The 13,809-nt window shown below is 71.2% G+C and carries 11 protein-coding genes and 1 pseudogene; 5 read left to right on the top strand and 7 right to left on the bottom strand.

Translation table 11 applies throughout. The features are described 5' to 3' along the window. Positions 1-68: 68 nt before the first annotated feature. The 3 genes from ACLJRL_RS20995 to ACLJRL_RS20985 form a co-directional block, all read right to left on the bottom strand. Positions 69-1,154: an iron-siderophore ABC transporter substrate-binding protein gene (locus tag ACLJRL_RS20995; protein WP_410657915.1), complete on the bottom strand. Its 1,086-nt coding sequence runs from the start codon at positions 1,152-1,154 to the stop codon at positions 69-71. Positions 1,155-1,276: 122 nt separating this feature from the next. Further along, entirely contained in the window at positions 1,277-3,025 is a 1,749-nt protein-coding gene (locus ACLJRL_RS20990; protein WP_410657914.1) for an ABC transporter ATP-binding protein, read from the bottom strand. Continuing rightward, positions 3,022-4,707: an ABC transporter ATP-binding protein gene (locus ACLJRL_RS20985; RefSeq protein ID WP_410657913.1), complete on the bottom strand. Its 1,686-nt coding sequence runs from the start codon at positions 4,705-4,707 to the stop codon at positions 3,022-3,024. Before ACLJRL_RS20985 ends, ACLJRL_RS20990 begins: the two co-directional genes overlap by 4 nt. 142 nt (positions 4,708-4,849) lie before the next feature. Here ACLJRL_RS20985 and ACLJRL_RS20980 point away from each other — a divergent pair, with 142 nt between their 5' ends. Continuing rightward, the gene (locus ACLJRL_RS20980) at positions 4,850-5,893 is read left to right on the top strand and encodes a FecCD family ABC transporter permease (protein WP_410657912.1); all 1,044 of its coding nucleotides are present in this window, start codon (positions 4,850-4,852) and stop codon (positions 5,891-5,893) included. Positions 5,894-5,916: 23 nt separating this feature from the next. Beyond that, positions 5,917-6,954, top strand: coding sequence for a FecCD family ABC transporter permease (locus ACLJRL_RS20975; protein WP_410657911.1), 1,038 nt, complete (start codon positions 5,917-5,919; stop codon positions 6,952-6,954). Here ACLJRL_RS20975 and ACLJRL_RS20970 read toward each other — a convergent pair. Beyond that, positions 6,935-7,786: a DMT family transporter gene (locus tag ACLJRL_RS20970; RefSeq protein WP_410657910.1), complete on the bottom strand. Its 852-nt coding sequence runs from the start codon at positions 7,784-7,786 to the stop codon at positions 6,935-6,937. The two genes, ACLJRL_RS20975 and ACLJRL_RS20970, sit on opposite strands and share 20 nt — an antisense overlap. Before the next feature lie 42 nt (positions 7,787-7,828). Between ACLJRL_RS20970 and ACLJRL_RS20965 the strand changes: the two genes are divergently transcribed. The 3 genes and pseudogenes from ACLJRL_RS20965 (at position 7,829) to ACLJRL_RS20955 (ending at position 10,350) form a co-directional block, all read left to right on the top strand. Further along, positions 7,829-8,353, top strand: a complete 525-nt coding sequence (locus ACLJRL_RS20965; RefSeq protein ID WP_410657909.1) for a DinB family protein — start codon at positions 7,829-7,831, stop codon at positions 8,351-8,353. Between the two features lie 30 nt (positions 8,354-8,383). Further along, positions 8,384-9,094: an MBL fold metallo-hydrolase gene (locus ACLJRL_RS20960; RefSeq protein WP_410657908.1), complete on the top strand. Its 711-nt coding sequence runs from the start codon at positions 8,384-8,386 to the stop codon at positions 9,092-9,094. Between the two features lie 152 nt (positions 9,095-9,246). Further along, positions 9,247-10,350, top strand: a pseudogene (locus ACLJRL_RS20955) (LLM class flavin-dependent oxidoreductase). Between the two features lie 127 nt (positions 10,351-10,477). Here the strand turns inward: ACLJRL_RS20955 and ACLJRL_RS20950 are convergent. Genes ACLJRL_RS20950 through ACLJRL_RS20940 form a run of 3 tightly spaced genes read right to left on the bottom strand, consistent with a single transcriptional unit; the run spans position 10,478 to position 13,778 of the window. Next, on the bottom strand, positions 10,478-11,086 hold the full coding sequence (locus tag ACLJRL_RS20950; RefSeq protein ID WP_410657907.1) for a class F sortase: 609 nt from the start codon (positions 11,084-11,086) through the stop codon (positions 10,478-10,480). After that, complete coding sequence (locus ACLJRL_RS20945; protein WP_410657906.1) at positions 11,076-11,918, bottom strand: DUF4397 domain-containing protein; 843 nt, start codon at positions 11,916-11,918, stop codon at positions 11,076-11,078. Before ACLJRL_RS20945 ends, ACLJRL_RS20950 begins: the two co-directional genes overlap by 11 nt. 24 nt (positions 11,919-11,942) lie before the next feature. After that, positions 11,943-13,778: a glycosyl transferase gene (locus tag ACLJRL_RS20940; protein WP_410657905.1), complete on the bottom strand. Its 1,836-nt coding sequence runs from the start codon at positions 13,776-13,778 to the stop codon at positions 11,943-11,945. Between the last annotated feature and the right edge of the window lie 31 nt (positions 13,779-13,809).

Below are 13,809 nucleotides of genomic sequence, written 5' to 3'. Positions count from 1 at the left end.
TGTTCGGGGGTTGCGTAACAGAACCGGGCCGCGAGCAACGCTCGCGGCCCGGTTCTTCGCAGCGCCGGTCAGGACGCGGGCTTGACCTCGGTGGCCGGGTCGCCGTCGACCGCGGCGGTGAGCTGCGGGACGAGCCGGTCGATCACGTAGGGCAGGCTCAGCACGGTCACGAAGGAGATCGCGCTGCCGTAGGTTCCCTCGTTCTCCACGAGGATCTCGCGCTTCTCCTTCGCCACCTTCAGACCCGTGTACAGGGCGTCCTTGCCGAGGATCTCCTGCGCCTTGGCCGGGGTGTCGATGAGCCAGACGAGCGCGTCGCGGTCGAGCAGGTCGGTCCGCTCGGCGCTGATGCTCTTGCCGAACTTGTCGCCGATCGCGGTATCGAGGTCCGCCGGCATCTTGAAGCCGACCGATTCGAGGATGCGGGACCGCGGGTCCTGGCTGCCGTAGACGAAGTAGCCCTCGTACGTCGAGGCCATCAGGGCGGACTTGCCCTGGAACTCCGGGTGATCCTTGCGGACCTGGGCGAACTTGTCCTCGACGCCCTTGATCAGTTCGTTCGCCTTGGTCGTGCGCCCGACGGCCTGGCCGACCTTCTTGGTCGCCTCCTGCCACGGGATGCCGTAGTCGTTGTACTCCTTCGGCTGCGCGACGACCGGGACGCCGATCTGGCCGAGCTTGTCGTACTGCTCCTTGGTGAGCCCGGAGTACAGCGCGATGATCAGATCCGGCTTCAGCGCGGCGATCTTCTCGTACTGCGGTCCGTCGACGTCCTTGAGGACCTCGGGAAGCTGGGCTCCGGCGAGCTTGTCGGTGGCCCACGGCCCGATGGTGCCGGGGAACTTGCCGAGCCATTCGGTGACACCGACCGGGACGACGCCGAGGGCGAGGAGCGCGTCCTGCTCGGTCAGGCCGACCGTGACGACGCGCTTGGGCTCCTGGGTGACGGTGGTGCTGCCGTACTTGTGCTCGATCGTCGTCGGGAAGGCGTTCGCGTCGACCGCGGAACCGGCGGAGTTCTGCCCGGCCGGGGCCGCCGGCTCGCCGCCACCACCGCACGCGGTGAGCGAAGCGGCCAGCACCAGTGCCGATGCCAGCACACCGGCGGTCTTGAGGCGCCCACGCGCGGCGGAGAGGGTGGGGATTCGGGCCATCGTCCGTCCTTAGTTTCGGCAGCCCGGCGAAAACGCCGGATTACTCCAGAATCAGGTTTGCCTAACCTAAGACTCTGGTCGGGCGATTGCAACCGGCGACGCTGCGTCGCCGATCACGTCCGTCAACGGTTGTCCGACCAGGCCGCCCAAAGCGTTGCGTACCGACCACCGGCGGCCACGAGTTCGTCGTGTGTACCGCTTTCGACGACCTCGCCCGCGTCGAGAACGACGACGCGATCCGACGCCGCGGCCTGGGTGAGCCGGTGGGCGACGACGAGTCCGGTCCGGCCCTCGAGCGCGGCCGCCGCGGCGGCTTCGAGGGTCTTCGCGCCCGCGCTGCCCGCTTCGGCCGTCGCCTCGTCGAGGATCGCGATCGGCGGGTCCGCGAGCACCAGTCTCGCCAGCGCCAGTTGCTGCGACTGGGTGACGGTCAGCTGGTGCCCGCTCTCGCCGACCACGGTGGCGAGCCCGTCGCTGAGCGCCTCGGCCCAGCCGAGCGCGCCGACCTTCTCCAGTGCCGCACGCAGATCCGCGTCCGACGCGCCGGGGCGGGCGAGGCGCAGGTCGTCCGCCAGTGATCCGGAGAAGACGTGCACCTCCTGGCTGATCAGCGCGACGGCCTGCCGGGTCGCGGACGGTCCGAGTTCGCCGAGCGCGACACCGCCGACGGAGACCGTGCCCGAGCCGGGAGTGTGGATCCCGGCGATGAGCTTGGCCAGCGTCGTCTTCCCGGCGCCGCTCGCGCCGACCAGTGCGACCCGCTCGCCGGGGGCGAGGTGCAGATCGACCTCGCGCAGCACGGGGTGTCCGTCCACATAGGAGTGATTGATCCCGGCCGCCTTCACCGACGCGTCAACGGGTTTGGCCGGCCGCTGCGGTTCACGCGGGGCCGGCAGGTCGGCGACGCCGATCAGCCGGGCGAGGCTCGCGGTGGCCGCCTGCGCGTCGTCCACCAGCGCCAGCGCGGTGTTGATCGGGCCGAACAGGCTGTGGAAGTACAACGCCGCCGCCGTCGCCGCGCCGATGGTCACCGCGCCGTTGCCCACCAGCAGGAAACCGGCCGCGAGCACGGCGGAGAGGCCGATGAACTCGGCCAGGTTGAGCCGGGCGAAGAACCGGGTCATCAGCCGGACGCCGCGCAGCATCAGTTCCATCGCGCCTTCCGACCGCTGCCGCACCCGCTCCACATGCGCGTCGGCCAGCCGGAAGGCGCGGACGGTCTTCGCGCCGCCGATGGTGTCGAGGAGTTGCTGCTGCTGGTCGCCAGTCGCGATCCGCTGCTTCGCGTACAGCGGGACGGCGTTGCGGACGTACCAGCGCACGGTGTGGATCTGGATCGGCGTCGCGAGCAACGCGGCGAGGAGGAAACGCCAGTCGAGGACGCCGAGCGCGGCGAACGTGAGCACGATCGTCAGCGCCGAGCGGCCCAGTTCGGGCAAAGCCTCGCGGACCGCCCGCGCGACGACGGTGACGTCGTTGGTGACCCGGGCGGTGAGGTCGCCCGAGCCGGCGCGTTCGACCTGGTCCAGCGGCAGGTTCAGGGCGCGGTCGATGAACCGCTCCCGCAGTTCGGCGAGCAGTGTCTCACCGAGCCGCGCGGTCAGCGAAACGCCGAACGCGGTCGCGATCGCCTGCGCGATGGCCACCAGGACCAGCGCGACCACCGGGGTGGTCAGTTCGGTGGCCGGCTTCTCGCCGGTGACGAGGTCGACGATGTGCCCGAGCAGGGGAGCGGTGAGCAGCCCGATCGCGGTCGCCCCGACGAGGATGGCGAACGCGCCGAGCGCGCGGGCCTTCGACGTGCGGAGCAGTTCGCCGAGGACGGCGCGGATCCGCTTTCCGTCGGCGGTGGGCAGGAGTTCGCGGCTCAAGACAGCACCGCCGAACGGTAGTCGGCACGCTCGTGGGCGAGTTCGGCATGCGCGCCTTCACCGGTCACCCGGCCGCCGTCGAGGACGACGACGCGATCGGTGACGGCCAGCAGGGCGGGACTCGTGGTCACCAGGATCGTCGTCCGTCCTTGTCGTAGCCGGGCCAGCCCGGCGGCGATCTTCGCTTCGGTCACCGTGTCCACCGCCGTCGTCGGGTCGTGCACGACCAGAACGGGGGCTTCGGCCGCGAGCGCGCGGGCCAGGGCGACACGCTGACGCTGTCCGCCGGAGAGGGAGCGTCCTCGTTCGGTGACGGCGGTTTCGACGCCGTCGGGCAGGGCGGCCGCGACCTCGTCGGCCGCCGAAGCCACCAGGGCCTCGTCGTGCGAAGCGCCGCCGGTGAGCACGTTCTCCGCGAGCGTTCCTTCGAACAGGTCCGCGTCGTGCGCGGCGACCAGGACGACTCCGCGGACGAGGTGCGGGTCCACTGTGGACAGATCGACGCCGTCCACCAGGACCGTGCCCTCGGTGGGATCGCCCGCGCGTCCGAGGCAATCGAGCAGATCGGTCGCGGTGGCCGGATCGGTGGCGACCACGCCGACGAGTTCCCCGGCGGGGACGTCGAGGTCGAGGCCGCGCAGGCTGCCGTAGGAGACCGCGGTGAGCCGGACGTTTCCCTGGGCGGGCAGAAGAAGTTCGCCGCCTCCGGCGCGGACGGCCTCCGGAGTCGACAGGACTTCGGCGACCCGGCCCGCCGACGCGCGGCCCTGGGCTAGTTCGGCGTTGACCCACGAGAAGATCAGAAAGGGCGTTTGCAGGAACTGCGCGAGGCCGACGGCGGCGACGAGATCACCGACACTGATCGCGCCCGACGAGGCGAGATGGCCGCCGACGAGGGCGACGATCGCGATGAAGATCCCGGTCAGCGCCAGCAAAGAGCCGTCGTGCCAGGCCTTCGCCTTGGCGGCGCGCAGGGTCGCCTTCAGGGAGTTCTGGCTGGTTTCGCGGTAGCGCGCGATGGCCGTCGACTCGGCGCCGATGCCCTTGAGCACGCGCAGTCCCGCGACCAGGTCCACGGCGATCCCCGAGGCGTGCGCGGACCGTTCCTGTTCGGCCTCGCTGCGCCGTTCGAGCGGTTTGCCGATGAGGTGCGCCAGGTACAGCAGCGGCGGTGTGCCGAGAAGGACGAGGAGTCCCAAGGGGAGGGACATGCGCAGTAGGGCGACGGCGCTGACCAGCACCCCGGCCAGTGCGGCGATCCCGAACGGCAGCGCGGCGTTGATCACCCCGACCCGCTGCGCGTCGCTCGTGCCGACGTTCACCAGTTCCCCGGCCAGCTTCCCGGTTTCGGCGCCACCGCCGGGATGCAGGACGCGCCTGCTGATCGCGAGACGGATGTCGTGCGCGGCCCGCAGGGATGCTCCTTCGGCGGCGCGCGCGGCGAATCGGTAGCTGTAGGACAGTCCGGCGAAGACGACGCCGAGCACGGCGAGCCAGATCACGAGGGAGCCCACGGAGCCTCCGGTGACGGCCTGATCGATGACCAGGCCGATGATCACCGGGACGAGCGCCTCGCCGCCCTGATGGCCCGCGGCGAGCACGGATGCGAGCACGACATGGCGTCGCTGGCCGGAAATCGCCTGGCGCAGCACGCTCCGGCTGGTGGTGGCCGTTGCGGTCACCGGCGCCTCCGTTCCTCGGGGTAGGTAAGGCTAGTCTAAGTAGGCTGGTCGTCGAGGTGAACTCCGGCGTTCGGTTAGCCTCGCCTCACTTCGAGGTATGTTTTCCCGCCGAGAAGTCATGTGCGCTGCTGAAGGAGGAATCGTGGTCGTCACCGAACGCCCGCCCGAGGCGGCGGCCCCGCCGAGCGCGGCGGCACGGACCTTCCGTGTCGGTGGCCTGCTGTTCGGGCTGTGCCTGCTGGCGCTCGTTTTCCTGCTCAGTATCTGGGTCGGGTCGAAGAGCATCCCGTTCACCTCCACCTGGTCGGTGCTCTGGCACAACGACGGGTCGACCGACGCCGTGATCATCCACGACCTCCGCATCCCCCGGACCCTGCTGGCCGTGGTCGTCGGCACGGCGCTCGGCCTGGCGGGCGCGGTGATGCAGGCGCTCACCCGGAACCCGCTCGCCGACCCGGGCCTGCTCGGCGTCAACACCGGCGCCGCGGCGGCGGTCGTTTCCGGTATCGCCTTCGTCGGCGTCTCCGGCGTGCTCGGCTACATCTGGTTCGCCTTCGCCGGCGCGGCGATCGCCTCGGTCGTGGTGTACGTCCTCGGCGCCGCGGGCCGCAGCGCCACGCCGGACCGCCTCGTGCTCGCCGGGTCCGCCGTCATGGCGGTGCTCCAGGCCTACATCGTCGGCGTGCTCCTGCTGATGCCGGAGACCTTCAACCAGTTCCGGTACTGGAACGTCGGTTCGCTCAGCGGCCGCAAATGGGACGTACTGCTGCAGATTTCGCCGTTCGTGGTGGTCGGCGTGATCATCGCGCTGCTGCTCGCCCGGCCGCTCAACATACTCGCGCTCGGCGACCAGACCGGTAAGGCGCTGGGCGCCCACGTGGGCCGCACCCGGGTCTGGGGCGCCGTCGTGGTGACCCTGCTGTGCGGCGCGGGCACCGCGGCCATCGGGCCGGTCCTGTTCCTCGGGCTCGCCGTGCCGCACGCCGCGCGCCTGCTGGTCGGCCCCGACCAGCGGTGGGTCCTGCCGTATTCGATGCTGATCGCGCCGATCGTGCTGATCGGCGCCGACGTCGTCGGCCGCGTGCTGAACCCGCCGGAGGAACTGCAGGCGGGCATCGTCGTCGCGTTCCTCGGCGCACCGGTGTTCCTCGCGCTGTGCCGTCGCAGGAAGCTGGCCCGGCTGTGACCGCGATCAAGGAGCGCCCACCGATGAGCACCCGCGTCCTGCGCACCCCGGGCGGCGGACTGTCCCTGCGTGTCACCCCGAGGGCGACGGTCGTCGTGGTGCTGCTGGCCGTCGCGGTGTTCTTCGTCGGCGCGGTGAGCTTGACCACCGGCGACTACCCGCTGAGCGTCGGCGAAGTCATCAAGACGCTGTTCGGCTTCGGTGACCGGAGCACCGAGTTCATCGTGACCACCCTGCGGCTCCCGCGGCTGCTGACCGCGCTGCTGGTCGGCGGCGCGCTCGCGGTGAGCGGCGCGATCCTGCAGAGCCTGTCCGGGAATCCCTTGGGCAGCCCCGACTTCATCGGCTTCACCGAAGGCGCCGCCGCCGGCGCCCTGTTGACGATCATCGTGGTGCACGGCGGGATGCTCCAGGTGTCGCTCGGCGCGCTCGTCGGCGGCGTCGTGACCGCGGTTCTGATCGCCCTGCTCGCGTTCAAGGGCGGGGTGCACGCGTTCCGGCTGATCCTCGTCGGGATCGGGGTGAACGCGATGCTCATCGCGTTCAACTCCTACCTGATCACCCGGGCCGCCTGGCAGGACGGGCTGGCGGCGCAGGCCTGGCTGGTCGGCGGCCTCAACGGGCGCGGCTGGGAGCACGTCGTCCCGGTCGCGATCGCGGTCGCCGTGCTGCTTCCGCCCGCCTTCGTCTACGGCAGAAGGCTTTCCCTGCTGGAAATGGGGGACGATTCGGCCAAGGGGCTGGGTGTGCCGGTCGAGCGGAGCCGGATCGTGCTGCTCGGCGTCAGCGTCGGGCTCTGCTCGATCGCGACGGCGGCCGCCGGCCCGATCGCGTTCCTGGCGCTCGCCGCGCCGCAGTTGGCGAAGCGGCTCACCCGTTCTTCGGGAGCCGGGCTCGCGGCGGCCGCGTTGATGGGCATGCTCCTGCTGGTGACGAGCGACCTGATCACCCAGCAGCTGCTCCCCGGCCTGCCCGTAGGGCTCGTGACCGGCGCCATCGGCGGGGCGTACCTGGCCTGGCTGCTGGTGTCGCGCGGCGGTTTCAGGCGATCGGCGAGCTGACCGGCTCGATCGGCGCCGGTTCGCCGAAGCGGGCCAGCGCGAGCGCCGCCGAGATCGCGAGCACGAACCCGACCACGGCCACCGCCGCGAAACCGGGCCTGGTGGTGTCGCCGAGTACCAGAACCCCCACCAGCGAGGGGAGCACGGTCTCGCCGATCACCATCATCGCGGTCGAGGTGGTGACGCTGCCGCGTTGCAGAGCGGTGGCGTAGAACAGCATCGCCATCGCGCCGGACACGGCGAGGGTGTACGTGGCCGGATCGGTGAGCAGGTCGAGCGGGGCGAGGCTGGTGAGCACCCGGCCGGACAGCGCGACCACGCCGAAGCACAGCCCGGCGATCAGGCCGAGCGCCGGCGTCCGGATCCGCCGCGGCGCCCTTCCCGCGAGCATCCCGGCCGTGCCGAGCACGACCACCACACCCACGAGGACGAGCCGGAAGCCCAGCCCGGTCTCCGACGAGCCCTCGCTCTCCGCCGACATCCCGAGCAGCCCGAGCCCGGCGCAGACGACCGCGACCGCCGTCCACTCGCGACGTCCCAAACGGACACCGAGCGTCCGCGCCGCGACCGCCGTCACCGCGAGACTCCCGGCGAGCGCGGCCTGCACGACGAACAGCGGCAGCACCTGCAGCGCGGCGAGCTGGGCGACGAAGCCGACGACGTCCAGCGCCAGCCCGGCGACGAACTTCCACTGCCGCAGTACCCGCACCAACAGCTTGGGATCGACGCGGTCTTCGGCGCCGGAGGTCGCCTTCGCGGCGATCGCCTGCATCACCGAAGCGACGCCGTACGCACAGGCCGCGAAGAACGCGCAGAGCAAACCCCACCACATGGAGCGCCAGCCTAGCCCTGTCCCGTGTGTAAGGTGATCACCATGTCGAACACGAGTTCGAGAGTGTCGGAGCCGGTCGACCGGTCTTGGCCGGCGGGGATCGCCGAGGACGAAGCCGGGATCCAGTGGGACTTCCTGCGCTTCCTCCGGGCCACCGCGGTGAACAAGGTCGCCGGACTGACCCGTGAGCAGGCGGCCGCCACGCCACTGCCGGCGTCGCCGCGAATGAGCGCGCTGGGCGTGCTCAAACACCTGACCGCGGTGGAACGCTGGTGGCTCTCGATCGAGGCGGGCGGCGCGGACCTGCCGTCGTTGTGGGAAGGCTCGCCGGACCCGAGCTGGAACCTGACCGAAGACGACGATCCGCGTTCGATCGTCGAGGCGTACCGCGGTGAGTGGGCCCATTCGGAGAAGTCACTGGCCGGGATCTCGCCGGGCGAGCGGGCGCGGCGGTCAGGGGAGTTCACCGTGCGCTGGGTGTTCGCGCACGTCCTGCAGGAGACCGCGCGGCACGTCGGGCATCTGGACATCTTGCGAGAGCTGGCCGACGGCACCGTCGGGGAATAGCACTGTGGATAGCGCCGTAAGGTGTGCGCCATGGTTGACAGGCTGTACTTCCGGCAGTTGCTCGCGGGCCGCGACTTCGCGGTGGGGGACCCCGTCGCGACACAGATGGTCAACTTCGCCTACCTGATCGGCGATCGGGAGTCGAACGAAGCGGTCATCGTCGACCCGGCCTACGCCGTGGGCGATCTGCTCGACGTCCTGGAAGCCGATGGCATGCGGCTGACCGGGGTGCTCGCGACGCATCACCACCCGGACCACGTCGGCGGCGAGATGATGGGTTTCTCGCTGCCGGGGATCGCGCAGCTGCTGGAGCGTGTCCAGGTCCCGATCCACGTCAACGCCGAGGAGGCCGAGTGGGTCCGCCGCACCACCGGCGTCTCCGAGACGGATCTCCGCTCGCACGAACACGACGAGGTCCTCGAGGTCGGCGCGGTGCCGATCCGGCTGCTGCACACGCCCGGGCACACACCGGGCAGCCAGTGCTTCCTGGTCGACGGCAAACTCGTCTCGGGTGACACGCTGTTTCTCGAAGGCTGTGGCCGCACCGATTTCCCCGGCGGCGACGCGGACGCGATCTACCGGAGCCTGCAGTGGCTCGCGGGGCTCGACGGCGATCCGGTCGTGTACCCGGGACACCAGTACTCGGCCGAGCCGTTCTCGAATCTCTCGCAGGTGAAGGACACGAACTTCGTGTTCCAGCCGCGGTCGCCGGAGGAGTGGCGGCTGATGTTCGGCAGCTGAGTCCCGGAAACCCCGCGTTTAGTCCTCTGGTCGCGGTACTTGCGTGTGCAACGACCGCAACTAGAGGACTAAACGCGGGGCGGGTGTCCAGATCGCGGGACCGAGTGCCCGCCGGTTGACCGGAGCCGCCCACCACGCAGAAGCTCGGACGGGTGACCGTCAAGCTGCATTGGTTCCTGCCCACCACCGGCGACGGCCGGACGATCGTGGAGCACTTCCACGCCAGTCGTGCCGCCGGGGCGACCGCCGCGCGCGAGCCGAGCCTCGACTACCTGGCGCAGGTGGCGCGAGCCGCCGAGGCCAACGGGTTCGAGGGGGTACTGACCCCGACCGGCACCTGGTGCGAGGACGCCTGGCTGACGACGGCGGCGCTGATCCGTGAGACGAGAACCCTCAAGTTCCTGGTGGCGTTCCGGCCGGGTACCGTCTCGCCGACGCTGGCCGCGCAGATGGCCGGGACCTTCCAGCGGATCTCGCAGGGGCGCGTGCTGCTCAACGTCGTCACCGGCGGGGACGCGGTCGAGCAGCGCCGGTTCGGTGACTGGCACGACCACGACCAGCGCTACGCCCGCACCGGCGAGTTCCTCAAGATCGTGCGCGGGGTGTGGAGCGGCAAGCCCTTCGACTTCGAAGGCGAGCATCTCAAGGTCGAAGGCGCTACCACGATCGCGGCCCCGGATCCGGTGCCGCCGATCTACTTCGGCGGCTCGTCGTCGGCGGCGCTGCCGATCGCGGCGCGGCACGCCGACGTCTACCTGACCTGGGGTGAGCCGCCCGCGCAGGTCGCCGAGAAGATCGCCAAGGTCCGGGAGCTCGCGGAAGAACAGGGCCGGAAACTCCGGTTCGGCATCCGGCTCCACACGCTCTCGCGCGACACTTCGGCGGAGGCGTGGGCCGAGGCGGGCAAGCTGCTGGACGCGATCGATCCCCAGCGGATCGCGCATACTTAGCGGCAATTGTCCGCCAGCGAATCCGTTGGCCAGCAACGGATGGCGGCGTTGCACGGCGGGAAGACCGACGGCGGAGTCCGGGGTCTGGAGATCCATCCGAACCTGTGGGCCGGGATCGGCCTGGTGCGCGGGGGAGCGGGCACCGCGCTCGTCGGCAGCCACAGCGAGGTCGCCGATCTGATCGAGGAGTACCACTCGCACGGCATCGAGGAGTTCGTCCTGTCCGGGTACCCACACCTGGAGGAGGCGTACTGGTTCGGCGAAGGCGTGCGGCCAGAGCTGATCCGGCGCGGGCTCAGCGCCTAGCGCCGGGCGGCGGATTCTCAAGCGCGTGAGGGCCACCCTCAGGGACTCAGAGTCCCTGAGGGTGGCCCTCACGCGCATCGCGCCGCTGGTGACTCACACGACCCCGCCTCACCGGGCTCCCCAGCGCCTAGCCCCAGCGCGGGGAGGCGTAGACGACGACGTTGTCCCGATAGGACCGTTTCGCGGCGTCGAAAGCCCCGCCGCAGGTGATCAACCGGAGCGCGCTTCCCGGCGTGGGCCCGTAGACGGCCTGGGTCGGGAAGTCGTTCTTCGGGTAGTGCTGGACGGAATCGACCCAGAACACGACTTCGGGGCCGTCGGATCGCGTGACGCGTATTTCGTCGCCGGAGCGCAGTTCGCGCAGCCGGAAGAAGGGTGCCGGGCCCGCTCGCGAGTCGACGTGCGCGGCGATGACGGCGGGCCCGGGATCGCCCGGCACGGGGCCGTCTTCGTACCAGCCGACATCGGAGAACCGTTCCGGCGCCTGGAGTTCGCCCGCTTGACCGAGGGCGAGCGGGATGAGGCCGGTCTGGTCGAAGCCGATCGCCGGGATGGCCAGCCGGACCGGGGAGACGTCGGCTTCGGCGGGCAGCGGCAGCGGGCCGGGCGCGTTCGAGGTGGCGGGCGCCACCCCGGCGAGGACCGGCCGGTCCATCGCCGGAGCGGGCGCGCACGCGGCGACCGCGGCCAGCCCCAGCAAGGCCAACACGCTTCGCCGGGAGAACTCAGCGGTCATGCGCCGGGCGTCGCCGCATCAGCAGCAACGCCAGTCCGGCCAGCATCGGCAGGGCCGCGAACGGCCACCACGGAAGCGTCTCGGAAGCCGTCCCGCCACCACCGGTCTCGACGCCGAGCTTCGGCGGGTCCGGGAGGGTGGCGCCGTCGGCGATGGCCTCGGTCTTGAGCCCGGTCCCGTTCTCGGTCACCAGCAGGCTGGTCGTCGAACCTGCCTTGACGTCCACAATGGACTCGGCCGAAGTGGTGCCGGAAGTCAGTTTCAGCGGCCAGCGTCCTTCCGGCAGGTCGGCGTACGGTGTCGTGACGCCGTACGCCGCGTCGTTCGCCACCGACTTCCCGTCGGGGCCGCTGACGGTCACCGGCGCCAGCGCGGCCGAGCCCTGGACGATGCGCACCCGCCCGTTGCCCGCCGCGGGCGCGGTCAGATCGTCCTGGACCAGATCGCCCTGCAACCCGCCGCCGGGCGCGTTCGCGAACACCAGCAGGGAGTGGGCGCTCGACTCCTTGATCTCGATCGTCGCGCTCAACGCGGGTGGCGACGAGGCGGCGGCGTCGGCCGGGCGCATGGAAACCGTATACGCGCCGGGAGTCACCGACGAGTACGGCGTCACCGCGCCGTAGCCCGCCTTGCGGACGACGACCTTCTCGGCCTTGCCGAACGCGGCGAAATAGACGTCCACCGGGGGGACCTTGGGAGAGAGGTGCCCGACGCGGATCCAGCCGACGCCCGGGCCGGGGGCGGCCTGCGCCGTGATCGGCAGGGCGCCGAACAACATCACGACGGCGGCGAACACGCCGGCGGGTCTCAGCAGAACGGTGAGGAGGCGCATGGCGGGGACCTTTCTTGCCGGGGGTCAGGGTGCGGAGAACGGCGTGAGCAGCCCGGGCGGCGGGAACAACGGGTACGTCACGAGCACCCCGCCCGGTACGCGGGTGACGGACGCGGGTTCGAAGATGGCGCGCTGTCCGGCGTAGAACTCCGAGATGGACGCTTCGTCCTGGCCCGAGAGGACGAGGCGGCGCAACGGCTGGCCGGCGGCGGCTTCGCCGGGCGCGGAAGGGAATCCGACCAGCCGGACGGGCTGGAGCGTGGCGAGTGCGGCGACCGTGGCGATGAGCCGGGGGTCGACGTCGCCCGCGGCCAAGACGTCGCGGGTCTGCCCCTCGCAGTGCACCTGACCGGAGGACGCCAGCGCCGCGCCCGCCCGGGCGCGCGCTCCGGCTTCGCCGCTCTCGCCGGGCAGATCCGTGGGTTCGCCGAACCGGGAGACGGTGACCGTCTCCGGCCCCGAACCGAATACGGCGACCCGGCTGGTACCGGAGAGAAAGGCCGACGCGGCGGGGAAACGCTGCCGGTCACGCTGTCCGGAAGCGGTCAGGACAGCCCATTCCGGCGAGGTGCACGTGGCCGCGCAGGTGCCGATCGGGACCAGCGAACCGAGGGGCCAGCCGTCCACGGCGAGTGCGGTCCAGCTCGCGTCGTCGACCAGGACCGCGGCACCGGAGGCGTTGTCCCGCAACCATTCCCGCGCCTGGGTGAGCGCGATCCCGGCGGACGGCTCCGCTCTCAGCCTGCCGAACCCGTGCACCCAGCCCGCCACGGACATGAGGACGAGGGTCGTGGCGAGCACGAGGGCGGAGACGGGATGCCGCATCGGGACCAGCCGGTGCCCCGCCTGTGGCGTGCCCTCCGCGACCGTGGTCGCGACTTCGGCGATGAGCAGCGGGGTCAGCGGGAGCAGGAGGGCGAGGGGGAGTTCGACGGGGGCCGCGGGCCAGGCGAGGACCGCGGCGATCAGCAGCGCGGAGACGGCGAGCGGCCGGGTGCGGGGCAGGACCATCCCGGCGACGATCGCGACCATCGACAGCACGACGAGCACCGGATCCAGCGCGACCCAGGTACCGAGACCCGGTGGCCCGGGGCGGGGGAGGTCCGGGCGCAGCACCGAAGCCGCCGGACCGAAGGCGATCCCGAGGCCGAGGGTGAACACCACGGCGGTGAACGCGACACGCGACGCCTCGCGTCTTCGGGCAAGAATCCAGCCGGCCGCGGGGAGCGTCAGCAGAGCCAGCGGCGAGGTGAGCACGGCCGCGAGGAGACACAGCGCGGCCAGGGCGTCATGCCACGCACGCGCGTGTTCGCGAGGTGTCGCAACGAGGACGAGCGCGGCCAAGACCCACGTGACGGCGAGATGTTCGACGATCACCACGCGCTGCAGCCCGATCGCGAGCGGGGAGACCGCCATCAGGACGACGGCCGTGGTCGCCGCCCAGAACGGCAGGCCCAGCCGCCGCGCCAGGATCCACAGCAGGACGGCGCAGAGCACGGCCGCGAGCACCATCGTCTCGCGGACCGCCGGCACGGGGGAGGGTTCGCGTTCGAACGCGCGCGAGACGAGGGAGTACCCGGCGAGTTGCCACCAGCCGAACGGCGTCGTCCCGGTGGCGCCCGTGTCGGTGAAGGACGCGAGGTGGCTCAAGGCGAAGACGTGCGCGATGGTCGCCGGTTCGGTGGCGGGGGAAGGCGTCGGTGACGCCAGATGGAGCACCCGCAGGCCGCCGGTGACCACGAGAAGGGCGAGCACGACATCGACGGACAGCAACCGGCGGGCGGCCGCCTCCACCCGGCGACGGCTCACGATGATCGCGGGGACTTGACCCGGTGGCGCGTCCCCCCGGTGCTGGGCCATTCGCGGATCGTAGCCCCCTGGATCAAGGGTG

Origin of the sequence: Amycolatopsis sp. lyj-112 (assembly GCF_046549055.1) — a bacterium.
Classification (GTDB): domain Bacteria; phylum Actinomycetota; class Actinomycetes; order Mycobacteriales; family Pseudonocardiaceae; genus Amycolatopsis.
This window is presented reverse-complemented; position numbering and strand designations above follow the sequence as displayed.

Bases quoted from the DNA above. Each gene is read 5' to 3' on its own strand.
- ACLJRL_RS20975 (WP_410657911.1), top strand. From the start codon at position 5,917: ATGAGCACCCGCGTCCTGCGCACCCCGGGCGGCGGACTGTCCCTGCGT.
- ACLJRL_RS20995 (WP_410657915.1), bottom strand. From the start codon at position 1,154: ATGGCCCGAATCCCCACCCTCTCCGCCGCGCGTGGGCGCCTCAAGACC.
- ACLJRL_RS20940 (WP_410657905.1), bottom strand. From the start codon at position 13,778: ATGGCCCAGCACCGGGGGGACGCGCCACCGGGTCAAGTCCCCGCGATC.
- ACLJRL_RS20950 (WP_410657907.1), bottom strand. From the start codon at position 11,086: ATGACCGCTGAGTTCTCCCGGCGAAGCGTGTTGGCCTTGCTGGGGCTG.
- ACLJRL_RS20960 (WP_410657908.1), top strand. From the start codon at position 8,384: ATGGTTGACAGGCTGTACTTCCGGCAGTTGCTCGCGGGCCGCGACTTC.
- ACLJRL_RS20965 (WP_410657909.1), top strand. From the start codon at position 7,829: ATGTCGAACACGAGTTCGAGAGTGTCGGAGCCGGTCGACCGGTCTTGG.
- ACLJRL_RS20945 (WP_410657906.1), bottom strand. From the start codon at position 11,918: ATGCGCCTCCTCACCGTTCTGCTGAGACCCGCCGGCGTGTTCGCCGCC.
- ACLJRL_RS20970 (WP_410657910.1), bottom strand. From the start codon at position 7,786: ATGTGGTGGGGTTTGCTCTGCGCGTTCTTCGCGGCCTGTGCGTACGGC.